The sequence below is a fragment of the Pseudomonas sp. FH4 genome (assembly GCF_000510915.2).
Classification (GTDB): Bacteria; Pseudomonadota; Gammaproteobacteria; order Pseudomonadales; family Pseudomonadaceae; genus Aquipseudomonas; species Aquipseudomonas brenneri.
The window spans coordinates 42,448-67,539 of record NZ_AOHN01000019.1 but is presented as its reverse complement, the minus strand read 5'-3'; the positions used below and the strand labels follow the sequence as shown (position 1 = coordinate 67,539).

Genomic DNA, 25,092 nt, shown 5'->3' with positions numbered 1-25,092 from the left:
GGGGGATTTATTGATTCCCAGACCGTGGATATCAACGGTTCAGCGGCGCCACAAAACGGCTGTCGGCGACACTATAAACACTTGGCTCATCTATATCCGTCACCTTGAAACGGATGGTTTGCGAGCTGCTGGTTGGTTTGTCACGGGTCAGCGCCACCGAAACCGGCACATCGGTGATTTCCCCAGGTGCCAGGCTGATTTCGGTCTTGCCCTGCAGCTCAAAGCCATCGCCCTCTACCAGTTCCACGCGGTAATCCTGGCGTTGCTGGGTCTTGTTGATGATCTTCAAACTGTAGATGTTCTCGATCAGCCCCTGGCTGTTTTCACGGAACATGCCCCGGTCCTTGGCCACGTCCAGCGACACCATGGGGCGCTGCACCAATGCCATCACCAGGGCCGCGATCATCACCAGAAGCACCGCACTGTAGCCGATCAACCGTGGTCGCAGCAGATGTGTCTTGCCACCTTGCAACTGGTGCTCGGAGGTATAACCCACCAAACCTCGCGCGTAGCCCATCTTGTCCATGATCGAATCACAGGCATCGATACACGCTGCGCAGCCGATGCATTCCATTTGCAGGCCGTCGCGGATATCGATGCCGGTAGGGCAGACCTGCACGCACAGGTGGCAGTCGATACAGTCGCCCAGGCCGACATCGGCGGGATTCACATCACGCTTGCGCGGGCCACGACTTTCGCCACGGGCGGCATCGTAGGAAATGGTCAGGGTGTCCTTGTCGAACATCACGCTCTGGAACCGTGCATACGGGCACATGTGCATGCACACCGCTTCGCGCAGCCAACCGGCATTGATGTAGGTGGCACCGGTAAAGAACAGCACCCAGAACAGGCTGACGCCGCCCATCTGCCAGGTCAGCAGTTCTTCGGCCAAGGGGCGGATCGGGGTGAAATAGCCGACAAACGTCAGGCCGGTCAGCACACTGATCGCCAGCCACAACGTGTGTTTGGCGGCACGACGCGCCAGTTTGTTCACACCCCAGGGCGCGGCCTGCAGCTTGATTCGTTGGTTGCGCTCACCTTCGGTGACTTTCTCGCACCACATGAACAGCCAGGTAAACGAGCTTTGCGGGCAGGTATAGCCACACCACACACGGCCGGCAAATACCGTAATGGCAAACAGCCCAAAGGCACAGATGATCAACAGCGCCGACAACAGGATGAAGTCCTGGGGCCAGAAGGTTGCGCCAAAGATATGGAACTTGCTTTCAGCCAGATCCCACAGCACCGCCTGGCGTGAGTCCCAGTTCAGCCACACGGTGCCAAAAAAGGCCAGGAACAAAAAGCCCGCACCGCTTATGCGCAAGGTACGGAACAGGCCGGTGAAACTGCGGGTGTGAATCTGGTTGTCGCTGGATTTGGCCTTCATCTTCTTTGGATGTGCAGGCTCGAAATGCTCTACTAATCGGACGGGGATTCTATCGCTCATGGTCTTTCGCTCATCAGCCTCCATCAGGCGGATGAACTATGCGGCGCAATCTGTTTGCATAACAGACTCAGGTAAATCGATAAAAAGCGGATCAGATGGTTTTTTCAGGTGCTGCTGCGACAATGTGCAGCACCCCGCATGCTTGGGGCGGGTGCCTGGATCAAGCGTACTCAGGGCATGCTGATCCAGATCAATCAAATCACCGAATCACTGGTGCTGGCCTTGGGGGCTTGCGACTGTCGACAGTGTGATGCTGTGGATCGGCAGAGGGCTGATTACTTGTCTTTGTCGATGTTGAAGAGCTCACCGTAACCCCTGAGCGTGCTGGCGTTACTTTTGATTTGACCTGCGTGTGCCTGTGAAGCAAGGATCGAGGCCTGCAACTCGCTCCATATCCCCTGGGCCGTGTCCCACCCCGCCTCAGGATCGGCCATGCTCAGCCGCAGGAGGTTATCGAAACGCGTTGCCTCGTACTTTCTGGCTTCGCTCTTGACATAGGCGCCCAGGGATTCGTTCGTACGTTTGTGGATGGCACTCTCGCTCAACAACGTGGCGATAGCGCTGAGGGCCTTGCTGGTATCCCCCGAAGGGTCACGGCGCATTAGGCTGAGGGTATCCTTGTTGATCAATCTGCTCAGTTGAGCGAGTACTTCAGCTACGGCGGGAGATTCGGGATTACGTAACATGGCGTCGATATTCTGCTCACTCAACAGACTGCGAATATCATTCAGGCGTTGCATGCTCGCTTGCTCGGCGGGCGTGTTGGCGCGTGGCGTGGGGTCGTTCGGGGGCAACGGACGGTAGGCGTTCAATCCTGTATTAATGGATGACATGTGTTTTTTCACCTTGCGAGTTGAAGTGTCGTGACGCCCTCCCTGGTTTCGGGGCGCCAGACAAGTATCAACTCGGGGGGTGAGAACTGCCTGAGGACATACCTTTTACATCCGTCGGAAATTTCGTCGTCGCATCCTCTGCTCAGACGATCACGGGCGACATGGGTTTCACTGGTTCCTCCACCGCCGGGGGCTGGCTGCCAGGTGGCTCCTGTTCGGGAACCGGTTGCGGCTCGGTCGGCGGCAGGGTGGGTTTATCGATATTCGGGTCTGGGGTTTCAGCGGGAATCGGGATGTTCATCGCGGTGGCCTCGTTTGTGCTTTGCTCAATCGATGGACAATCGCCTTGGCCAATTGATTCCCGCCCGGTGGCGGTACATCCACCTGAACTTTTCAAAGGTGGCCGGGCTCGGACTTTATACGGCCGACTCAGGGAGAGGCTGCCCGCAGCACTGACTATCAAGCACTAGAGCGCCCATTGGGCGGAAGGGGAGATGCTCGATGACTGCTGAAATACCCGCATTGCCGCTGTCCCAGGCGCTGTTGCTGCCCAGGATCGCCATAGAAGACACGATGCCAGTGATCGATGCTGGCGCATTCGCGGTCAAGGCCGTGCAAGGCCAGCAGATCCATGTCACCAGCAAGGTATTCGCCGACGGTCATGACTCGTTGGCGGTGTTGATCCGCTGGCGGCCATTGAGCAAAGATACTTGGCACGAGGTGCCCATGGGCGACCAGGGCAACAATGCCTGGCGGGGCGCGTTCAGCGTGACCGAGCGAGGCCCACACCAGTTTTGTATCGAAGCCTGGATCGACCATTTCGCCAGTTTCTGCTACGAGCTGGGCAAAAAACACACGGCTGGCGTCCCCGTCAGCCTGGAACTGCAGGAAGGTCGCCAGCAGGTCCTGCAAGCGGCTGAACGCAGCGACGGCCTGTTGCAACAACGCTTGCGGCTGTTGCATGAGCAGTTGTCCGGGCTGCTGGAAACCGAGCAGGTCGCGTTGTTCCTGCACGAAGACAGTGCACAGCTGATGGCCCAGGCTGACCTGCGGCCCTACCTGAGTATCAGCCCGGTCTATGCACTGGATGTGGAGCGTCCACAAGCGTTGTTTGCCAGTTGGTACGAGCTGTTCCCGCGCTCGATCACTGACGATCCGGCCCGCCACGGCACCTTCAATGACGTGCATTCACGCCTGGCGATGATCCACGACATGGGCTTTGACGTGCTGTACTTCCCGCCGATCCACCCCATCGGCCGCAGCCATCGCAAGGGCCGGAATAACTCACTGAGTGCCGGCCCCGATGACCCTGGCAGTCCTTATGCCATCGGCAGCGAGGAGGGCGGTCACGACGCAATCCATTCACAGTTGGGCACCCGCGAAGACTTCCGCCGCCTGGTGGCCGCCGCCGCCGAGTACGGCCTGGAGATTGCCCTGGACTTTGCCATCCAGTGCTCCCAGGACCACCCGTGGCTCAAGCAACACCCCGGCTGGTTCAACTGGCGCCCGGACGGCACGATCAAATATGCGGAAAATCCGCCGAAGAAATACCAGGATATCGTCAACGTCGACTTCTATGCCGCCGATGCGATCCCCAGCCTGTGGCTGGAGTTGCGCGACATTGTGCTGGGTTGGGTCGAGGAGGGCGTGAAGACGTTTCGCGTCGACAACCCGCACACCAAGCCGCTGCCGTTCTGGCAATGGTTGATCAGCGATGTACGCGCACAACACCCGGACGTGATCTTCCTCGCCGAGGCCTTCACCACGCCGGCCATGATGGCGCGCCTGGGCAAGGTCGGTTACTCCCAGAGCTATACCTATTTCACCTGGCGCAACACCAAGGCCGAGTTGAGCGAGTACTTCACCCAGTTGAACCAGTCGCCCTGGCGTGAATGCTACCGGCCGAACTTTTTCGTCAATACACCGGACATCAACCCCGGTTTCCTGCATGAGTCCGGCCGCGCCGGCTTTCTCATACGCGCTGCGCTGGCCACCATGGGCTCGGGCCTGTGGGGCATGTATTCGGGCTTTGAACTGTGCGAGAGCGCGCCAGTACCGGGCAAGGAAGAGTACCTGGACTCGGAAAAGTACGAGATCCGCCCCCGAGACTTCAGCGCCCCCGGCAACATCATTGCCGAGATCGCCCAACTCAACCGCATCCGGCGGCAGAACCCGGCGCTGCAGACGCACCTGGGCTTGAGGCTCTACAACGCCTTTAACGACAACATTCTGTATTTCGGCAAGCGCAGCGAGGACGCCAGCAACTTCATCCTGATTGCCGTCAGTCTCGATCCGTTCAACGCCCAGGAGGCCCATTTCGAGTTGCCGCTGTGGGAAATGGGCTTGGCGGACGATGCCCAGGCCCAGGGCGAAGACCTGATGAGTGGCCATCGCTGGACCTGGTACGGCAAGACCCAATGGATGCGCATCGAGCCCCAGATGCCGTTTGGCATCTGGCGCATCACCCAGTCTTGAATGGGATGCAGATCAAATGTGGGAGCGGGCTTGCTCGCGAAAGCGGTGGATCAGTTGGTTGATAGTTGACTGATACACCACCTTCGCGAGCAAGCCCGCTCCCACACAAGAGCCGATCTCACATAGACCGAGTCCCGTCGTAAGTTTTTTGCATTCTCCAGGAGTTTCCAATGGCGAAGAAACCCAAGGCTGCCACCTTCATCAAAGACCCGCTCTGGTACAAGGACGCGGTGATTTATCAGGTTCACGTCAAATCCTATTTCGACGCCAACAACGATGGCATCGGTGACTTCCCCGGGCTGATCGCCAAACTCGACTACATCGCCGACCTGGGCGTGAACACTATCTGGCTGCTGCCGTTCTATCCCTCACCGCGCCGTGACGACGGCTATGACATCGCTGAATACCGTGGCGTACACAGCGACTACGGGACCATGGCCGACGCCAAGCGCTTTATCGCCGAGGCGCACAAGCGTGGCCTGCGGGTCATCACCGAGCTTGTGATCAACCACACCTCCGACCAGCATCCGTGGTTCCAGCGCGCACGCAAGGCCAAGCCTGGCTCCAGCGCCCGGGATTTCTACGTGTGGTCCGACGACGAGCAGAAATACGACGGCACGCGCATCATTTTTCTCGACACCGAAAAGTCCAACTGGACCTGGGACCCGGTGGCCGGCCAATACTTCTGGCACCGCTTCTATTCCCACCAGCCGGACCTCAACTTCGACAACCCGCAAGTCATGAAGGCGGTGCTATCAGTGATGCGCTACTGGCTGGACATGGGCATCGACGGCCTGCGCCTGGATGCCATCCCTTACCTGATCGAGCGCGACGGCACCAACAACGAAAACCTCCCCGAAACCCATGAGGTGCTCAAGCAGATCCGCGCCGAGATCGACGCCCATTACCCGGACCGCATGCTGCTGGCCGAAGCCAACCAGTGGCCGGAAGACACCCAACTGTACTTTGGCGACCAAAAGGGCGACGACGCTGACGAATGCCATATGGCCTTCCACTTCCCACTGATGCCGCGCATGTATATGGCCCTGGCCCAGGAAGATCGCTTCCCGATCACCGATATCCTGCGCCAGACCCCGGAAATCCCGGCTAATTGCCAATGGGCAATCTTCCTGCGCAATCACGATGAGTTGACCCTGGAAATGGTCACCGACAAAGAGCGCGACTACCTGTGGAACTACTACGCCGCGGACCGCCGTGCGCGTATCAACCTGGGGATTCGCCGGCGCCTGGCGCCGCTGATGGAACGCGACCGCCGACGCATCGAGCTGCTCAACAGCCTGTTGCTGTCCATGCCTGGCACACCGACCCTGTATTACGGTGATGAAATCGGGATGGGCGACAATATCTACCTGGGTGACCGTGACGGCGTGCGTACGCCGATGCAATGGTCCATCGACCGCAACGGCGGTTTTTCCCGCGCCGACCCGGCCAGCCTGGTGTTGCCGCCGATCATGGACCCGCTCTACGGTTATCAGTCGGTCAACGTCGAAACCCAGGCCCAGGACCCGCATTCATTGCTGAACTGGACCCGGCGCATGCTGGCAATCCGCAAGCAGTCCAAGGCGTTCGGGCGCGGCAGCCTGAAAATGCTTTCACCGAGCAATCGCCGGATTCTCGCCTACACCCGCGAATACACTGGCGCCGACGGCAAGCACGAAATCATCCTGTGCGTGGCCAACGTCTCGCGCACGGCCCAGGCGGCGGAGTTGGACCTGTCGGCCTTCGCGGGGATGGTTCCTGTGGAGATGCTCGGCGGCAACGCATTCCCGCCCATTGGCCAACTGAATTTCCTGCTGACCCTGGCCCCATACGGCTTCTACTGGTTCGTTCTTGCGCCAGAGAACCAAATGCCCAGTTGGCACGTGGAACCGGCCCAGAGCTTGCCGGACTTCACCACCCTGGTCCTGAAGAAACGCCTCGAAGAATTGCTCGAAGTGCCATGCCGCACCATCCTGGAGCAAACCTCGTTGCCCACCTGGCTGCCCAAGCGGCGCTGGTTCGCCAATAAGGAGTCAACCATCGAGCACGTGCATATCGCCTATGGCGTGCGCTTTGGCGACGCCCAGCATCCGGTGCTGCTCAGTGAGATAGAAGTGACCAGCGCTGGGCAGACCAGTCGTTATCAATTGCCATTCGGCCTGTTGGGTGAAGACCAGTTCACCAGTGCCTTGCCGCAACAATTGGCCCTGGCGCGGGTACGCCGAGTACGCCAGGTGGGCTTGATCACCGATGCCTTCAGTCTCGATAGCTATATCCGCGCCGTCATCGAGGGCCTGCGCGCGCAGACCGTGCTCAGCAGCAGCGACGGCGAGATTCGTTTCGAATCGACCCCACACTTGGCCAACTTACCGGCGGGCGACGAGTTGCAAGTGCGCTACCTGGCCGCCGAGCAATCCAACAGTTCAGTGGTGGTCGGCGAAAGCCTGGTGCTGAAGTTGATCCGCAAAGTCAGCGCCGGGGTTCACCCGGAACTGGAAATGGGCGCCTACCTGACCGCCGCTGGCTACGCTCATATCTCGCCGCTGCTGGGCTCGGTGATCCGCCGCGATAACGAGGGCCAGGATAGCCTGTTGATGATCGCCCAGGGTTACCTGAGTAACCAGGGCGATGCCTGGGGCTGGACCCAGAACAACCTGGAACGGGCCATTCGTGATGAACTGGCCGAAGCCATTTCCGAGCAGGAGCAGCACTATAACGCCCTTGGCGAACTGGCGGATTTCGCCGGCTTGCTCGGGCAGCGGCTGGGGGAAATGCACAACGTCCTGGCCGCGCCAACGAGCAACCCGGACTTCAAGCCGCAAGTGACGTCGATCAAGGACAGCCAGGGCTGGGCCAAACAGGTGGGCGCGCAGATCGAGCGCGCCTTGCAGTTGCTCAAACAACACCAAAGCCAATTGAACCCCGCCGACCAGGCATTGGTCACTCAACTGCTGGCGCAGAAAAAGGCGATTGCCAGCCATGTGCAGGATCTGGCGAAAGCCACGGTGGGCGGCTTGCGCATCCGGGTCCATGGTGATTTACACCTGGGCCAGGTGCTGGTGGTCAAGGGCGATGCCTATCTGATCGACTTCGAAGGCGAGCCCGCGCGGCCCCTGCACGAACGGCGAGGCAAGCACAGCCCGTACAAGGACGTCAGCGGTGTACTGCGTTCATTCGACTATGCCGCCGCCATGGCCCTGAATGTGCAAGGGCAAGGCCTGGACCACTCGGCCGATGCCGAGGCTGCCCGCCAGCGCGTGGCTGATCGCTACCTGAGCGAAGCACGGCAGGCATTTATCCAGGCGTATCAACAGGCTACGTCTACACTGGCGCATGACTGGCAGGATGCCAACGGCGCGCAGGCGGCACTGGCCTTGTTCAGCCTGGAGAAGGCTGCGTATGAAGTGGCCTACGAGGCGCAGAACCGCCCCGCGTGGCTGGCGGTGCCATTACGCGGATTGCACGGATTATTGTAGGCGCCGGCTTGCCGGCGAAGAGCCAGAGAGCAACGCGGGGTGCCAGTTGACCCGGATTATCGTTGACGATTTTCGCTGGCAGGCCAGCTCCTACAGGGGCCTTGGCCAGCTATTCCAAAATGGGCAAGCAGTGGGAGAAATCATGAGCTTTACACACAAAGAACCGCTGCAATCGAAGTTTGCTGTCATGCCTGCGCCCAAGGATATCGAAGCCCTGGTGCGGGCCGAACACCCGGATCCCTTTGCGATCCTCGGGCCCCATGAGGACGAGGCGGGCGGCCAGGTGATCCGCGCGTTTTTGCCCGAGGCCTTGAGCGTGCAAGTGCTGGTCCGTGACAGCGGTGATGTGCTTGGTGGCCTGGACTCCACGCCCATCCCGGGGTTGTTTGTCGGGCATTTCGCCACGCGCCAGGGCTACCTGCTGAAAATCCAGTGGGCCGGCGGCGAACAGATCACCGAAGACCCCTATAGCTTCGGCCAGTTGCTCGGGGAAATGGACCTGTACCTGTTCGCCGAAGGCAATCACCGTGACCTGAGCAACTGCCTGGGCGCCCAGGTGATGAGCGTCGACGGCATCCAGGGCGTGCGCTTTGCGGTATGGGCGCCGAATGCGCGACGGGTCTCGGTGGTGGGCGACTTCAATATCTGGGACGGGCGCCGCCACCCCATGCGCCTGCGCCACCCGGCTGGGGTCTGGGAGATTTTTATCCCGCGCCTGCAACCGGGGGCCGCTTACAAATACGAAATCCTCGGCGCTGCCGGCATCCTGCCACTCAAGGCCGACCCCATGGCCCTGGCCACACAGCTGCCGCCCGACACCGCCTCAAAAGTCGCCGCGCCGCTGCAAGTGGATTGGTCGGATGAGGCTTGGATGCAAGCCCGTAGCGAACGGCAGGCAGCCAGTGCGCCGCTGTCGATCTATGAGCTGCACGTCGGCTCCTGGCAATGCGAGCTCGACGAGTTGGGCGAAGTGTCGTGCCAATACGGCTGGCGCGAACTGGGCGAACGGCTGATTCCTTATGTGCAGCAACTGGGGTTTACCCATATCGAACTGATGCCGATCATGGAGCATCCCTTCGGTGGATCCTGGGGCTACCAGCCACTGTCGCAATTTGCGCCCAGTGCGCGCTTCGGTTCACCGGATGAGTTTGGCGCCTTCGTCAATGCCTGCCACCAGGCGGATATCGGCATCATTCTCGACTGGGTCCCAGCACATTTCCCCACTGATACCCATGGCTTGGCGCAGTTCGATGGCACCGCGCTGTACGAATACGGCAACCCGCTGGAAGGTTTTCACCAGGATTGGGACACGCTGATCTACAACCTGGGGCGCACTGAGGTCCATGGTTTCATGCTGGCGTCGGCGTTGCACTGGCTCAAGCATTTCCATATTGATGGCCTGCGCGTGGATGCAGTGGCCTCGATGCTGTACCGCGACTATTCACGCAAGGCCGGTGAGTGGGTACCCAACCGTCACGGTGGGCGCGAGAACCTTGAAGCTATCGAGTTCCTGCGCCATCTCAATGATGTGGTTGCCCTGGAAGCTCCCGGCGCCCTGGTGATCGCCGAGGAATCCACGGCCTGGCCGGGCGTCAGCCAGCCGACCCAGCAGGGCGGCCTGGGCTTCAACTACAAGTGGAACATGGGCTGGATGCACGATTCGCTGCATTACATCCAGCAAGACCCGGTGTACCGCGCCCATCATCACAATGAACTGAGTTTCGGCCTGGTGTATGCCTGGTCCGAACGTTTTGTGCTGCCGATCTCCCATGATGAAGTGGTGCATGGCAAACACTCGCTGATCGACAAAATGCCCGGCGATCGCTGGCAAAAATTCGCCAACCTGCGGGCCTACCTGAGCTTCATGTGGATGCATCCGGGCAAAAAGCTGCTGTTCATGGGCTGCGAGTTCGGCCAATGGCGCGAATGGAACCACGACCAGCAACTGGACTGGTACCTGCTGCAATACCCAGAACACCGGGGCGTGCAGAAACTGGTGGGCGACCTCAACCGCCTGTACCGCGAAGAACCAGCACTGCATGAACAGGACGCTGCACCCCAAGGCTTTCAGTGGTTGATTGGCGACGATGCAATCAACAGCGTCTATGCCTGGCTGCGCTGGAGCAAGGACGGCAAGGCGGTACTGGTAGTGGCCAACTTCACTCCGGTGCCCCGTGAGGCGTACAAGGTGGGCGTGCCCTTTGCCGGCAGTTGGAAAGAGGTGATCAACAGCGATGCCGACACCTATTCAGGTTCCAACTACGGCAATGGCGGCGCAGCCTTTACCCTGGACGAGCCGCAGCATGGGCAACCGGTGTCGCTGGCACTGAATCTGCCGCCGCTCGCTGTGCTGATTCTGCGCCAGGAGTAAACACTGTAGGAGCCCGCCCGTTGGCCTGACGAACACTGTTACCAATCCCTCTGGAACATTTTCTTACGTGTGATCCACACAAGACTGTCGGCGATCAGGCGGAGCTTCCCAGTCCCGCGCGTTTCGTTGCTGTACGTGTGTATCACTGCCAGAGACGAAAACCATGATGCCTGTCCATCTGAATACCCGACACACACCTCTTTCCTCTCCCGTCGCGCCCCCGGTTGATGCGCCGCCTGCAGCCCAGGGCAAATCCAGCCTGGCCCTGGTGCAGCAAACACCAGGGCTACCCATCGGTTCGCAACGGGCCGAGGTGCGGGGAAAGCTGGGGGATCTGGACGAAATACTCAGGGTCCTGCGCGAGCTTAACGCCTCGAATACCACCGCGAACAAAAGCTTGTTCCTCAATAAAGACTCACCACTCATACCGCTGAACGGCTCAACCCAGCCGGGCACTAATCGTCTCGATAACATGCTCAGGTTCTACGGCATTGTGCCGTCCGACCCCAAGACCCCAGTGCAACTGCAAGCGGCGATCAATGCCGTGGAAGAGACCCGCAGCGAAATCTCTCTGGGCCTGGATGATGCCTCAAGTGACCTCGATGGGTTGTTGCAGGCTAGCAATGACCAGGCCATCGGCGACTGGGTTGGCGAGCTAGAGGCAAAGTACAAAAAACCTTTGTTGAGCCATTTGACCGAGGGACTCTCCACCCAGGCGCTTGAGAAAGCGCAGGGCACGCCGGCTGGGGTATTGGAACTGATACTCGCGTCACCCAAGGCAGATGAACTTGTGCAACTGTTGCTGAAGAAACTGGGCGGTGCAGAGTTTCCGCTGGACGGGGTCATTGCTCCAGGGGTAAAGGTCAAGTTGTTGATCAAGGCGCTGGGCTTGAGCCTGGACCCGGTACAGACCCGCAAGCCCGGGCAGATTGCCGGTTTCCCGCTGGCGTCGGGTGAACAATGGAATATGAATTACCCGGCCATCGGCAAGGCGTTCAGGCAACATCTTGTCGACTCACAGAAGCTGTCCGCCGCCGAGGCGAATGTGGCGGCCTATATTCTGCGGCCACAATTCCCGGCGGACTTTGCTGTACGTGATATCCCCGCAGAACTGCCTTACCAGGGAACGGCTGTGTGGGTGAACTTCAAGCATGGTGTCAGCCTGGCTGAAGCGATCGAGCCGGGCTCTTCGCGGCGCATGAGTTTCCAGGAACTGGTTGATCTGCCGGGCAAGCTCAGCGAGCAAGCGACCACAGACGAACAGTGGGCGCTCATTGCATCGACCCGCATTCCCGCGACGTTGAATTGGGCCGTGACACAAGGAGTGCTCCCGCAAAAACAAGATTACTCCCAGGAGGAGATCAATAAAGCGGTCGCCGCACTTGATGCGCATGTCGATACGGTGGTGTCGGCAACCCAGCAATTGGCCGCGAATGTGCCAGTGCGCAAGGATTTTTTCGAGCGTATGGAGAGGGGCACTTCACGCACCGAAGTGCTGAGCCTGTTCAGCCCGCTTTTTCTTCTGTATAGGCATCTCAATGGCGAGAAAATCACACCTGCCGAAATCAGCTACCAATACCCTGTCTATGATGACGCCACGTTCAAAACCACGTTCGACAAGTACCTGGGGGATACAAAGTCAGCTTATGGAAAGCTGGTCACCAGCCACTTGTCCCAACTCCCGCTAAAAGACCGCAGGGCCATCGACCAGGGTGACGTCACGGTATATGCACTTAGGACAAGACCCAACTCCGCCAATGAGACAGATGACGAGAGAAGGGCAGCAATCACACGCCCGGCGTTCATTCTCAAGACGGTGCATGAGGGCGAGGCAAACTACTACGAAATGAATCCGGTAAAGGGTATTGCCCGGCGTCGTGACGACTTGAAACCGATTCTGGAGACCTATAATCCGGCCGATAAAAGCTACGACAAAGACTTCATTTCGATCGAGCACTCCGATGACGGTGTACCTTCCGAAGAGTTGGTTGTCCGCAACACCCGCGCAGGTAGCAGGGCTGAATTCAAGAAAAAGTGGACGGCTTACAAGTCAGGCAAGGGCCCCAGACCTCCCAATTTTTCTATCGTTGTCCCGCAACAGCTCGCTCACTTTTCATCATCTTCCACTGCGTCTAAAACGACCGTGCCGCAAACCATCACGTCTGAACGGTCTACGGCCATCGCAAAGACCGTTACTGATGATCTGTTCTATGTCGATGAAGACCAATTGAAGGAGTGGGCCGAGTCCGATCCTGAGCGAGAAAGTGCGGCACAGAAAAAAGATGAGACTTTCTGGACGCGCGTCAAAGGTACAGCTCAGATGGTGATTCCGTTTTGGAGCGGCATTGAAAGTCTCGTCAAGGGTGACACCAAGCAGGGTATTTTGGATCTCGTTGCCGATGGGCTGCTAACGTTTGCCGGCCCTGCGGGCAAATTCGCTTCGGGCTCGGTGCGTTTGATTTCTAGCGCAGGCAAGATCGGTGTGCGTGCGCTGTTGCCTAAATTTGGCTCACTGGTCAAAAAATTTGCGGTTTCTTCGCTGCGTAATATCAACCCCCTTGATCCTGTGATGCCTGCACTGAGTAGCGGTGGGAGCAGGCTGTTGAAGTTCGGGGGGACGCACCTGCAGAATGTTCAGGCCGGCATTGCGCAGTTCAAACAGTCCAGCGTGCTGAAATTGCTCGGCCGAGGTCGTTACGATGTCTCCCCGAAAATCGCCCTGACTCCCAGGCCCGTTGCCCAAGGGCAGATATTACGGGTGCCCGAAGGTATTTCCAGTGACCAGGCCCGGGTATTGAACAGGCACAAGTACAGCGATGTGGTGGTCGGCGATGATGTCTATCGCTATAACCCGGCCAAACCCGAAAGCCTGGTCAAACTGGGCGGGCCCGAAGATACAGGGCCATTTGAAGGCTTTGTGATGACCTGTGGCGGCGGGGGGCGGCGGCTTAAGCGTGACCTGAGCGACCTGTGCTACACCAAACAGATCGAGCCTGGTGGAACGTCGGTCTTCCAGGATGCACAGGCACTGGAACATCGACGACTGATTCCGGGGGCCGGGCCAGGGAAAGGACCACGTACGGTGATTCATGAACATCGACGTTACCGCGTCAATGAAGCGGGGAATCAGGAACTGTTGCCGATGGCAAGCGTGGAACCTGTGACTTACAAGAGTCGTACCACTGGCTCTCAGGTCAACGAGCCGGATTTTGGTTATGACGATTTTGGTGTACCTCGGCCAATCAACCAGGAAACGGTCGTGATCAAAATGGATGCGATCAGCGATTTGAGCAATGACCAGCGTGTTGTCAGAGGTTTTAAGATCAACCACGACAATCGGCAATACGTGGTGGTCGAGGCCGATACCGGTGTTTATTACTACGCCGAACTGAACGGCAACGGCCAGCTCGACTTTCATCGTATGACCCGTAATGACCCGCTGGACGTTCAATTCATCAAGCAGTACGACCAATACAAGGATGTCTACGGCTTTGTGGCGCAAGGTCTTCCAGACAATCCGTTGGTGGTACTGCCCAGTCTTGACAGACTGGTCAAGAAAATCGTCGCTGATGAGCCCATGTCGCCTGCGGAAGTGGACCATCTTGTTAAAGTACTGCAGGGGCTTTCCCCCGAGAAACAGCGCGAAGTCCTGATGGGGGTGTATGCGGCGGGGAGTAATCCTGGACATGTGGTGGTCGCGGCAAAACCGGTGCGGCTTGCGCCGATCAAGAAACAGGCTGACTTTGCCCAACTGCCGACTGAACAGCAGAACCGTTTATATGCAGAGGGGGGCCGGAAAGCGGTTGACGAGCAGTTCAAGGCCACAGGCATCAGATCTGCCAATCAGCAGGTCCCTGGTCTTGCGGGGGAGGTCACGCGCAACCAGACTGCGTCGGAAATGGTGGGTTGGCTTTACACACGCACAGGCGCCCCCAACTATTCCGAAATGGTCCTGAAGACTGGGGCCGGCAACTGTGACCAGATGGCCAAGGTGGCCGTTGATACGATCAATGCCAGTGGCGGCAATGCACGGATCGCACAGGTCAAGGGCCATACGTTCGCCGTCGTCGGCGGGCCTCCTGGCCAGCCTCGGAGCAAAGGTTTCGTCGGGCCGGAGTGGGATGAGGCGTGGGTCGTCGACCCTTGGGCCGGCATCACCTGCCGAGCGGCGGATTATCCGGCCCAGTTCAAGGCGCGTATGCAGGAGTGGAGCCTGTCGGGCCGGCGCATCCTGATCAGCGATGGGGCGACGCCACCCAGTTCAGTCTGGAGTGACCCCATGGAACCACGCTGGATAACGGCGACCGTCGATGGCGAGGCTCAGGTGTTCCAATAGTGCCGGACGCATCGAGTTGGCATGGCTTTCTCGACTGCACTTGAACCTGTGCAGTGCTTGTTCCACGTTAGCAATAGCCGCAAAGGGCTGCCACTGTCAGAACTAACAGGTATGAACCCGTTACAGGAACACAATCTCGTACGGCTCCCGCATCCGCTCCAGCAGTACCGCAGGCATCATCGGCGCCAGGCCGATCAGCGGATCGCCGAGCAACTGGGTGGCGTAGGCATGGGCCGCGTGGCGTTTGCGCGCCACGCTCCAGGTGTCGAGGCGTACCTTGCGCGCGCATTGCCAGGGCATGCGGCCGGCGTCGCGGGCGGGCCAGTGCCAGGCCCAGATCGGTAATTCCAGCAGGCGCGCCCCGGTTAGCGCACAGGCGATGGCAGTGGCGCGACCAACGGCATCGTGGTCGTCATTGCCATCATTGCGCCAGGTGGTAAACACGGCATCGCCGGGTTGCAGGTAGCGCGCGATAAATTGGCTCAAGAGCTGTTCGCGGCCCGCCAGGGCATTGTCACAAAAGCCACCGCGAATCCACTTCAGGCTGTGCAAGGGCAAGCCGAGGCGGCGCAGGGCCTCGACACTTTCCTGGGGGCGAAACACGCTCAGACGCTGGGCTGACCACTGGTTGGAACCCGGATGGCTGGCACTGCCGTCGGTAACGGAGATCAACTTCAAGGGATAATCCAGGGTGCTGAGCAGTTGCAGCAAGCCGCCGCAGGCCAACACTTCGTCACCTGGATGAGGGGCGACTACCACCACCCGCGAGCCGGGAGGTACCAGTAGGGAAGGGCTGATGGTGGGGATTTGCGCCAATTGTGGCGCACTGTTCCAAATTTGCGCCAACTTGCGGCGACCGTCGTTTAAAGTGGCGGGTTTGATCAATGTCACGTCCTTGTCCTGATGATGCAGGTCGTATCCCGTTGACGGGTCGACTCTCCTTTTTTGTCGCACTGGCGCAAGGCTCGTGCGGCACGTTGGCGTTCCGAATCCTGGATTGCCAAGCTTGAGTATTGTTCATAGCTCGGGATTCGTCGCGCCGTCTGCGGGCAAAATCGTATTTTTTTCAGGGGGCCTGCTGCAACTCGAACAGCAGCAGCGAGCGCCCGGTCACTGCATATTCGTGGTCAAACTCGAAGCGCTCCTGGCCATGCACAGCCGGCTGGTTAGTGTCGACCATGCAGGTCCAGAAACCACCATCCGGCACCTGGGGCAAGCGAAAATTCACCAAGTCATGGTGCGCATTGACTACCAGCAACAGGGTGGCATCGGCTCCTGGCCGGCGAATTCCGGTTTCCTGGGCGCGGCCATCCATCAGCATCCCCAGGCAACGGCCCTGGCTGTCTTGCCACTGTTCAATGCTCATTTCTTTGCCATCGGGGGCCAGCCACGTCACGTCCTTGACCCCGATGTCTTCGTTGTAGTCGCCCACCAGGAAGCGCCCGCGACGCAGGATCGGGTAGGCCAGGCGCAACTTGATCAGGCGCTTGACGAAGGTGAGCAGGGCCTTGCCATCTTCATCCAGGTCCCAATTGACCCAGCCGATTTCGCTGTCCTGGCAGTAGGCATTGTTGTTGCCGTGCTGGGTGCGGGCGAACTCGTCACCGGCCACCAGCATCGGCGTGCCCTGGGCCAGCAGCAGGGTGGCGAAGAAATTGCGCATCTGGCGCAGGCGCAACGCGTTGATCGCGGGATCGTCGGTCGGGCCTTCGACGCCATGGTTCCATGACAGGTTGTTGTTGCTGCCGTCCTGGTTGTTTTCGTCGTTGGCTTCGTTGTGCTTGTCGTTGTAGGACACCAGGTCGTGCAGCGTGAAGCCATCGTGGGCAGTGATGAAGTTCACCGAGCTGTAGGGGCGGCGCCCGCGCTGGTTGAACATCTCGCCAGAGGCGGTCATACGCCCGGCGAAATCGGCCAGTTGGCCGTCATCGCCTTTCCAGAAGGCGCGCACGGTGTCGCGAAAACGGTCATTCCATTCCACCCAGCCGGGCGGGAAGTTACCCACTTGATAACCGCCGGGGCCCACATCCCAGGGCTCGGCGATCATTTTCACCTGACGCAGCACCGGGTCCTGGCGGCAGGCCACAAGGAAACTGTGACGCTCGTCGAAACCATCGTGATAACGCCCCAGAATCGTCGCCAGGTCAAAGCGAAAACCGTCGACATGCATCTCCGTGGCCCAGTAACGCAGGGAGTCCGTGACCATTTGCAGCACACAAGGATGGCTCAGGTCCAGGGTGTTGCCGGTGCCGGAGTCGTTGATATAGAAGCGCTTGTCGTCGGGCATCAAGCGGTAGTACGAGGCATTGTCGATGCCACGCATGGACAGGGTCGGGCCTTGCTCGTTGCCTTCGGCGGTGTGGTTGTAGACCACATCGAGGATCACCTCCAGCCCGGCTTCGTGCAGGTGCGCGACCATTTCCTTGAACTCGGCGATCTTGCCGCTGGCCAGGTAGCGTGGGTCGGGGGCAAAGAAGGCAATGCTGTTGTAGCCCCAGTAATTGGTCATGCCTTTGTGCAACAGATGCTGGTCATTGACGAAGGCATGGACCGGCAGCAACTCCACCGACGACACGCCCAGGTGGCGAATGTGCTTGAGCACATCGTCGACCATCAAGCCGGCGCAGGTACCGCGTACGGCCTCTGGCACCTGGGGGTGACGCATGCTGATGCCGCGCAGATGGGTCTCGTAGATGATGGTGCGATCCCAGGGCGTACGCACCGGCTGGTCGTTGCCCCAGGTATGGGCCGGGTCGATGACCTTGCATTTGGGCACGAAGGGCGCGCTGTCGCGCTCATCAAAACTCAGGTCGGCATCCGGGTGGCCGATGGTGTAGCCAAACAGCGCTTCGGACCACTTGAGTTCGCCGACCAACTGCTTGGCATAGGGGTCGATCAGCAATTTATGGGGGTTGAAACGATGGCCGTTGGCAGGGTCGTACGCACCGTATACGCGGTAGCCATAGATCAGCCCCGGGTGGGCATCGGGCAAGTAGCCGTGGAAGGTCTCGTCGGTGTATTCCGGCAGTTCGATTCGCTCCAGCTCGACTTCGCCGGTATCGTCGAACAGGCACAGCTCGACCTTGGTGGCATTGGCCGAGAACAGCGCGAAGTTGACCCCCAGACCGTCCCAGGTCGCGCCGAGGGGGAAGGGCAGACCTTCACGAATCCGCGACGGCTCGGTATTGGGTGTCGTGCTCATGGCGTTGCTCCTGCAAGGTTTTTTCAGGCCGAATGAGGCCGTGCTGACATCGGCTCAGGTAAACAGTTGAGCTTTTTGTAGGCGCCGGCTGGCCGGCGTCTACAGGAGAGTGGTCAGCCGGCTGGCTTGCGCGGGGCTCGTGGCTTTTTGGCGACGGCGGGTTTTTCTGCGACCGGTTTTGGCTTGGCCTTGGTCGCTGTCTTGGGCTTGCTGGGGGTCAACGCCTCGGCTTCGGCCAATTTGCGGGCCATTTCCCAATGGCGCGCTTCCTGGCCTTCGGGCTTACCTTCGGACTCCCAGATCTGATACGCAAATTCACGAACGCGCTTGTCTTCGGTGCTCATCGCAATGCTCCTCACAGAAAATTTCAGCTTTCTTGATCGTCAGAATGGATAAAGACATTCACCGGGACATCCCCCAGGGCAGCGCTGACCATTAGCGCCTTGTTGGGTGTGACTGCGCCTGTCTGCAAAAGTCCCTTCCAGTTTTGCAGCGTGGCGTCGAACGGTAATGTGACCCGGGTATCGCCCCAAACCTGCGCATCCACCCGGGGTTGGGCGCTGTTTTCAAGCAGCGCGTGGGCGCAGCGTGGCACCACCACCAACAGCCATTGGCCCTGATACTCACGGCTGAAGGCAACAACCCGTTGGGCATGTCGGCCCAACACCTCCAGCGGTTCATAGCGGCCCCTGGCAAACAGCAGTGGGTGGGCCTTGCGCAGGTTCAACACCTGGGCAATCAGGGCCTGCTTCAAGTGCCCATCACGCCAGCGCTCAAGCAAGGCCTGTGGTTCTGCCGCAAGTGCCCGTTGGCGGGCGCTGAAATCCACTGCTCGCCGGTTGTCCGGGTCCACCAGGCTCAAGTCCCAGAACTCATCGCCCTGGTACAGGTCCGGCACGCCTGGCACGGTGATGCGCAGCAAGGATTGCGCCAGCCCGTTCAAGGCGCCGGCGGGGGCGATGGCCTCGGCTGCGGCGTGGATCGCCGTACGCAAGGCTAAACCGGACGGTTCGAGCAGCAACCGGGAGAGGAAGGCTTCGACACCCTGCTCATAGATCTCGTTGGGTGCGCTCCAACTGCTGTGCAGTTTGGCTTCACGCAGGGCTTTTTGCTGCCACTGCCAGAGGCGCTGTTGATAGTCGCGGGTGTCCTGGAGGTCCAGGGGCCAACTGCCCAGCAGCACCTGATAGAGGATCAGTTCATCGCCTGCCGAAGGCGTGGCCGGGTCATCGCGCAAGGGCACCGCCAGCCTACGCCACTGTTGCACCTGCTCGGCATACCACGGCGCGCACTCACTAAGCACCGCCAAGCGCGCTCGGCTGTCTTCGCCGCGTTTGTGGTCGTGGGTGGCGGTGGCCAGCAAGTTGTCGGGAAAGGTTGCCAGGCGCTGGCGGTTGGCGGCATGGAAGTCGGCCAGGGGCGCGCTGAACTGTTCGGTATTGAAGCCCACATCGTTGCGCGAGAGCAGTACCGCCGAGCGATAGAGGGCGGTGTCTTCCACGGCCTTGGCGGCCGCCGGCGAGGTCAGTTGCTGGAAGCGCACACAGGCATGCTTGAGGATCTTGCGCGGCTGCCCCACTGGGCGATCGCGCCAGGGTTGGCCGCCGAGCCACTGTTGCAGGTAGTCGAGTACCGGCCAGTCGGCTTCGCTCAAGGTCACACGGGCGCCGGCCAGGGCCTGCTGGAACACGGCCTCGTCTGTGGCGCTACGGCCGCAGGCGCTGATATAGGTGCGGTACACCGGGAAGTGCACGACCAGTGCCTGCAAGGCGCGACGGATCGCGCCCAGGGTCAGGTCACGGCTCATCACGTCCGCACGGGCCACTTGTAGCAGGGCCTGGGCCACGCTTTCAAAATCCCCGGCCAGGGAGCCGTTGAGGATTTGCTGGCGGGCCAGCCAGGCTTCTTCGATAAAGGCCGAGGGCCGTTCGCTGGCCTCGCTCCAGAGTTGGGTCAACGCCTCGAAGCCCTGGGGATCATGCTGCAGCAGCGACACCTGGTTCATGAATTCATAGCCGGTAGTGCCATCTACTCGCCAGTCTGTGGGAAGGGTTTCGCCGGCACCGAGGATCTTTTCGACAAAGATCGGCAAGTGCCGGTCTGGCGACAACGCATCCACACGCCGGCGCAACTTGCGGCAGTAGCCACGTGGGTCGGCCAGGCCATCGATATGGTCGATGCGCAGGCCATCCACCAGACCTTCGCGGATCAGCTGGAAAATCTTGCTGTGGGTGGCCTCGAACACCGTGCTTCGCTCCACCCGCAGGCCACCCAGCTCGTTGACGTCGAAAAAACGCCGCCAATTGATGTCATCTGCCGCCGTGCGCCAACTGGCCAGGCGATAGGCTTGCTGTTCCAGTAATTGGTGCAGGCGCGAAAAACCTTCGGGCTCGCGCGTATCAAACCCGCCCAGGGCGTGTTCGATGGCTGCCAGGATCAGTGGGTCGCGAGCCTGCTGCATCAGTTCCTGTTTCAGGCTGGCCGCCAGGGGCCAGGCATCGGCTTGGTAGGCCAGGGCACTGAAGCGATCGGCCAGGTTTTTGAGGGGAGGATGGGCGCGCAGGATATCGCCGTAGTCGCTGGGGCAGATCGGGAAGCGGTGTTCGTAGTGCTCGACAAAAAAACGGCCTTGGGTCGGGTCAAAACGCAGGGGCAGGGTGCCGCTTTGCAAGGCCTCGCCGTAGTCGCTGCCGAGGAAGGGCATCAACAATTGGCCCTTGAGCAGCGGGTCCGGGGAGTGCCACTGGATATCAAAGAATTCGCTGTAGGGGCTCAGGCGCCCCCATTCCAGCAGGTCCAGCCACCAGGGATTGTCGCTGCCGCCGACGGCCATATGGTTGGACACGATGTCGAGAATCAGGCCCATGTCGTGGGCACGCAGGGTTGCCACCAGACGGCGCAGCGCCGGTTCGCCACCCAGTTGCGGGTTGACGGTGGTCGGGTCGACCACGTCGTAGCCATGCATGGAACCGGCGCGGGCCTTGAGCAGGGGCGAGGCATACAGGTGGCTGATGCCCAGGCTGGCGAAATACGGCACCAGTGGCACCGCATCATCCAGAGTAAAGCCCTGGTGAAATTGCAGGCGCTGGGTGGCCCGTAACGCGATGCTGTTCACCGGTCACGTTCCAGGGCTTGATTGCGCGCCACTGCCAGCAGCTCCAGGCGCCGGGCTGCGTTGTCGTCATCGAGCAGGCAGGCGGCATCCCCCGGCAGGCGCCGCCGCCAATTGGGATGGGTATCGAGGGTGCCGGGCAGGTTGGCTTGCTCCAGGATGCCCAGGGCATCCTCCAGGGGCAGCAACACCAGCGGCGCACGGGTGTGGCCGAGGTAGCGCACGCTGGCATCGAGCACCTGGTCGGTTTCGTTGCGCAGTTCATCGCGAAAGTTCTGCGGGTCCCGGGCCAGGGCCTGGCGCAGTGCCTGGCGTTCACGCTGGCGGTGTTCACTCCAGTGCTCTAGCGTCGGTGTGTCGATCAGCCCCAGTTGCACATTCCAATCGATATCGCGGCTGTGCCACCAACCGTTGAGCGTCGGCAGGTCGTGAGTGCTGGTGGTGGCCAGGGCGTTATCCGGCCAGTCGAGGATCGGTGTGAACCGCCCGCCATGGTCCTGTTCGAACAACAGCACACGCATGCCGAGCATCGCGCGGGCGCTGAGTTTTTCCCGCAGGCCCTCGGGGACTGTGCCCAAGTCTTCGCCCAGTACAATCGCCTGGTGCCGGCTGGATTCCAGGGCCAATAGCCGCAGCAGGTCATCCACCGGGTAATACAGGTACGCACCGTCTTTGGGCGAAGCGTCACGGGGAATCACCCATAGCCGTTGCAGCCCCATCACATGATCGATGCGCAGGCCGCCGGCATGGGCGAAATTAGCCCGCAGCATTTCGATAAACGCCCGAAAGCCATTGCGCTTGAGACCCTCGGGGGAGAACGCGGAGATGCCCCAGCCCTGGCCGGCACGGTTGAGGATATCCGGCGGTGCGCCAACGGTGAGATCGGCCAACAATTCATCCTGGCGACTCCAGGCCTGGCTACCGGCGCCATCGGCGCCCACCGCCAGGTCAGCAATCAGGCCGATGCCCATGCCACTGCCACGCGCAGCGTGTTGCGCGCGCGCAAGGCACCGGGCAATCAGCCATTGGCTGAAGACGTAGAAGCCAATGGCATCGCCTTGCTCGACGGCAAATTGCGCCAGCGCGGCACTGCCAGGATCACGCCAGTCCTCGGGCCACTGGCGCCAGTCGAGGCTTTCACCGTGAGCGGCGCGCTCGGCCTGCACGGCTTCGAAGCGGCAATGGTTTTCCAAGGCCTCGCCACCGGCCTGACGGAAACTCAGGAAGTCAGCCTGCTGCGGGTGTTCACCCTGCCGAAAATCTTCATACAGGGCACGCAGCAGGCGCTGCTTGGCCTTGGCGGCGGCCGGCCAGTCGATCAGGCTTTGTTGCTCAAGCGCTTGTAGCTCATCGGCCAGTCCGCTGGATTCGATGGCACTGCGCAACGCCCGCTCACCGAGGATGCAACCGGGGGAGGCATACAGGCTATTGAGGAACAGGCGACTGGACGGTGAATAGGGGCTATAGCGCTCGGTATCGGCACTGAACATCGCGTGCAACGGGCTGATTGCCAGGGCATCGACACCTCGTTCTGCGGCAGCGCGGGCCAACTGCTCCAGGGCCTGGGTGTCGCCAAACCCGCCATCGCCGCTGCGGCGCAAGGCATACAACTGGACACTCAGGCCCCAGGCGCGGGCGGGTTGGCTGTCCACCGCCTCGGCGACGCTGAAACACTGATGGGGGGCAACGGCCAGGGTGAAGGACTGGTCGGCGATCTGCACCCGGTGGTAGCCCACGGGCAGGGCGCCGGGCAGGACGGCCTCGGTATCCAGCTCAAGATTGAGGCTACTGCCGTCCTCCAGATGAGCCTGGCACGGCGTGCCGGGGGCGAAGTAAGCGGCCAGGTCCAGGCCGGTGCCTACGTCCACGGTCAACAGCGGCGCCAGATGCCTGTCTTGCTGCTCGCGCTCCAGCTCTTGCAGGCTGGAGGCGATGGCGGCGTCGGTGTCGGCGGGGTGGCCGAGGCCTTGGAGCACGGCGCGCAACGCGTCAGCACTGACATGCTGCGGGCGGCCGTTGGCGTCGATCCAGTCCACCGCCAGGCCCGCACGGCTGGCGAGTATTTCCAGTTGCGCTTCGCTCAAGAGTGCTCTCCAACAGAGGATGGGGTTTTACCCGGCGCCAGACTGACGCGGGCAGAGAAGGGTGTGAGTAACGCGGGGTCGCTACTGGTGCTGAACAACTCGCTGATGCCTGCCGGGTGCAGCACGGCGGTCGGGCCCAGGTTGAGGTCGATCTGTAATACGCTGCCATTGCCCAGGCGCCAGCGTGCAGACACTGCGCCCTGGCCCAGGACTTGCGCGCCGAGGGCGGTGCTGCCGGGCAAGTGGGGCACGATGTGCTGCTGGCGCAGGCTCAGCAATTGGCGATACAGCGCAGCAGGCGCCTGGCTAAACAGTGGTATGGAGCGGCGAAAGGTCTGCACTGCGTTGGGGTCGGGAATCCGTGCGCGGCGCTCGGGATCGCTGAAGGCGGTGAAGTCGGCAAATTCATTGCGTCGGCCTTCGCGCACGGCCTCGGCCAATTCGCCGTGATGGTCGGTAAAAAACAGGAAGGGCTGTTCGGCATTGACTTCATCGCCCATGAACAGCAGCGGGATCATCGGCGACATCAATAACAGAGTGGTCGCCGCCTGCAACGCCTGGGGCGAACACAGTTGGTGCAGGCGCTCGCCGAGGGCGCGGTTGCCGATCTGGTCATGGTTTTGCAAAAACAGCACAAAGGCACTGGGCGGCAAATGCCCGCTGGGCTCGCCACGCTGGATGCCGTGGCGGGTAGTGTCGCCTTGGTAGACAAACCCTTCGCCCAGGCAGCGGGCCAATTTGGCCGTGGGATCGTCGGCAAAATCGGCGTAGTAGGCGTCGGTCTCGCCGGTCAACAGCACGTGCAGGGCGTTATGCCCGTCATCGTTCCATTGCGCATCGAAGCCCTGCTGCAACAGGCGGGCCTGGTTGAATTCGTTTTCCAGCACCAACCATACGTGGCGGCCTGGATCTACTTGCTCACGTACCCGCTGGGCTAGCTCCTTCAGGAACGCCGGGTCGTTGATGGCATGCACCGCATCCAGGCGCAGGCCGTCGAAACGGTATTCGACAAGCCACATCAGGGCGTTGTCGATAAAGAAGTCACGCACTTGGCGGCGGCGAAAATCGATCCCGGCGCCCCAGGGGGTGTGACTGTCTTCGCGAAAAAAGCCTTTGGCATACTGGCCCAGGTAATTGCCGTCGGGGCCGAAGTGGTTGTAGACCACATCAAGGATCACCGCGAGGCCATGCCCATGGGCACTGTCGATCAGGTGCTTCAACTGATCGGGAGTCCCCAGGGATGCTTGCGGCGCATAGGGCAAGACTGCGTCGTAGCCCCAGTTGCGCTCGCCGGGGCATTGAGCCAGGGGCATCAGCTCAATGGCGGTGACGCCCAGCTCTGCCAGGCGCGGCAGGTGCTGCTCCACAGCGGCATAACCACCGAGTATTCCCACATGCAGCTCGTAGATCACCGCCTCATGCCAAGGCCGGCCTTGCCAGGCGCCGTGACGCCAGGGGTAGGCCAGGGGATCGACCACCACACTGTCGCCATGCACGTCCCCGTGCTGCAGGCGTGACGCCGGGTCCGGCACCTCCTGCTCGCCATCAATGGTGTAGTGATAGCGGGTGCCGGCCGCGCAGCGCACCTGTGCGACAAACCAGCCCTCTGCCTGGGGCTGCATGGGCACTGACTGAGCATTGTGCAGCTCAACGCTGACATAAGACGCATCAGGCGCCCACAGGGCGAAGCGGGTGTGTTGCGCATCCTGCAGGATCGCGCCGTGGGGCCATGTTGCCAGAGTCCGTAACGGCATCT

13 protein-coding genes are annotated in these 25,092 nt (G+C 60.7%); 4 read left to right on the top strand and 9 right to left on the bottom strand.

Going from position 1 to position 25,092, the window contains the following annotated elements:
* Window positions 1–31: 31 nt before the first annotated feature.
* From ccoG to H097_RS28425, 3 genes are all read right to left on the bottom strand, one after another.
* Window positions 32–1,447: a cytochrome c oxidase accessory protein CcoG gene (gene ccoG / locus H097_RS13760; RefSeq protein WP_032860371.1), complete on the bottom strand. Its 1,416-nt coding sequence runs from the start codon at window positions 1,445–1,447 to the stop codon at window positions 32–34.
* Window positions 1,448–1,722: 275 nt separating this feature from the next.
* Complete coding sequence (locus H097_RS13755; RefSeq protein ID WP_032860370.1) at window positions 1,723–2,280, bottom strand: hypothetical protein; 558 nt, start codon at window positions 2,278–2,280, stop codon at window positions 1,723–1,725.
* Window positions 2,281–2,422: 142 nt separating this feature from the next.
* Entirely contained in the window at window positions 2,423–2,581 is a 159-nt protein-coding gene (locus H097_RS28425) for a hypothetical protein (RefSeq protein ID WP_167360821.1), read from the bottom strand.
* A 200-nt stretch (window positions 2,582–2,781) separates the two neighbouring features.
* Between H097_RS28425 and H097_RS13750 the strand changes: the two genes are divergently transcribed.
* The 4 genes from H097_RS13750 (at window position 2,782) to H097_RS13735 (ending at window position 14,938) form a co-directional block, all read left to right on the top strand.
* Window positions 2,782–4,755 carry an alpha-1,4-glucan--maltose-1-phosphate maltosyltransferase gene (locus H097_RS13750; RefSeq protein WP_032860368.1) on the top strand — a complete coding sequence of 658 codons (1,974 nt, stop codon included), beginning with the start codon at window positions 2,782–2,784 and terminating at the stop codon, window positions 4,753–4,755.
* Window positions 4,756–4,925: 170 nt separating this feature from the next.
* The gene (gene treS / locus H097_RS13745) at window positions 4,926–8,231 is read left to right on the top strand and encodes a maltose alpha-D-glucosyltransferase (RefSeq protein WP_032860366.1); all 3,306 of its coding nucleotides are present in this window, start codon (window positions 4,926–4,928) and stop codon (window positions 8,229–8,231) included.
* A gap of 142 nt (window positions 8,232–8,373) precedes the next feature.
* A complete protein-coding gene (gene glgB / locus H097_RS13740; protein WP_032860365.1) occupies window positions 8,374–10,602 on the top strand; it encodes a 1,4-alpha-glucan branching protein GlgB in 2,229 nt (742 codons plus the stop codon).
* A 166-nt stretch (window positions 10,603–10,768) separates the two neighbouring features.
* A complete protein-coding gene (locus tag H097_RS13735) occupies window positions 10,769–14,938 on the top strand; it encodes a hypothetical protein (RefSeq protein WP_156356799.1) in 4,170 nt (1,389 codons plus the stop codon).
* A 120-nt stretch (window positions 14,939–15,058) separates the two neighbouring features.
* Here the strand turns inward: H097_RS13735 and H097_RS13730 are convergent, their stop codons facing one another.
* The 6 genes from H097_RS13730 to treZ all read right to left on the bottom strand — a co-directional run bounded on the left by H097_RS13730 (window position 15,059) and on the right by treZ (window position 25,090).
* Window positions 15,059–15,820, bottom strand: coding sequence for a PIG-L family deacetylase (locus H097_RS13730; protein WP_032860704.1), 762 nt, complete (start codon window positions 15,818–15,820; stop codon window positions 15,059–15,061).
* A 184-nt stretch (window positions 15,821–16,004) separates the two neighbouring features.
* Window positions 16,005–18,140, bottom strand: a complete 2,136-nt coding sequence (gene glgX / locus H097_RS13725; RefSeq protein WP_156356798.1) for a glycogen debranching protein GlgX — start codon at window positions 18,138–18,140, stop codon at window positions 16,005–16,007.
* Between the two features lie 113 nt (window positions 18,141–18,253).
* Complete coding sequence (locus tag H097_RS13720) at window positions 18,254–18,484, bottom strand: DUF2934 domain-containing protein (RefSeq protein ID WP_032860362.1); 231 nt, start codon at window positions 18,482–18,484, stop codon at window positions 18,254–18,256.
* 23 nt (window positions 18,485–18,507) lie between these two features.
* Window positions 18,508–21,255, bottom strand: coding sequence for a malto-oligosyltrehalose synthase (locus tag H097_RS13715; RefSeq protein ID WP_032860360.1), 2,748 nt, complete (start codon window positions 21,253–21,255; stop codon window positions 18,508–18,510).
* Window positions 21,252–23,336, bottom strand: a complete 2,085-nt coding sequence (gene malQ / locus H097_RS13710) for a 4-alpha-glucanotransferase (protein ID WP_032860357.1) — start codon at window positions 23,334–23,336, stop codon at window positions 21,252–21,254. The genes H097_RS13715 and malQ overlap by 4 nt, the downstream gene beginning before the upstream one ends.
* Window positions 23,333–25,090, bottom strand: coding sequence for a malto-oligosyltrehalose trehalohydrolase (gene treZ, locus H097_RS13705; RefSeq protein WP_032860355.1), 1,758 nt, complete (start codon window positions 25,088–25,090; stop codon window positions 23,333–23,335). Before treZ ends, malQ begins: the two co-directional genes overlap by 4 nt.
* Between the last annotated feature and the right edge of the window lie 2 nt (window positions 25,091–25,092).

What these genes read in the sequence shown, in the direction of transcription:
- ccoG (WP_032860371.1), bottom strand. Translation starts at nt 1,447, where the DNA reads ATGAGCGATAGAATCCCCGTCCGATTAGTAGAGCATTTCGAGCCTGCA.
- H097_RS13755 (WP_032860370.1), bottom strand. Translation starts at nt 2,280, where the DNA reads ATGTCATCCATTAATACAGGATTGAACGCCTACCGTCCGTTGCCCCCG.
- H097_RS28425 (WP_167360821.1), bottom strand. Translation starts at nt 2,581, where the DNA reads ATGAACATCCCGATTCCCGCTGAAACCCCAGACCCGAATATCGATAAA.
- H097_RS13750 (WP_032860368.1), top strand. Translation starts at nt 2,782, where the DNA reads ATGACTGCTGAAATACCCGCATTGCCGCTGTCCCAGGCGCTGTTGCTG.
- treS (WP_032860366.1), top strand. Translation starts at nt 4,926, where the DNA reads ATGGCGAAGAAACCCAAGGCTGCCACCTTCATCAAAGACCCGCTCTGG.
- glgB (WP_032860365.1), top strand. Translation starts at nt 8,374, where the DNA reads ATGAGCTTTACACACAAAGAACCGCTGCAATCGAAGTTTGCTGTCATG.
- H097_RS13735 (WP_156356799.1), top strand. Translation starts at nt 10,769, where the DNA reads ATGCCTGTCCATCTGAATACCCGACACACACCTCTTTCCTCTCCCGTC.
- glgX (WP_156356798.1), bottom strand. Translation starts at nt 18,140, where the DNA reads ATGAGCACGACACCCAATACCGAGCCGTCGCGGATTCGTGAAGGTCTG.
- H097_RS13720 (WP_032860362.1), bottom strand. Translation starts at nt 18,484, where the DNA reads ATGAGCACCGAAGACAAGCGCGTTCGTGAATTTGCGTATCAGATCTGG.
- treZ (WP_032860355.1), bottom strand. Translation starts at nt 25,090, where the DNA reads ATGCCGTTACGGACTCTGGCAACATGGCCCCACGGCGCGATCCTGCAG.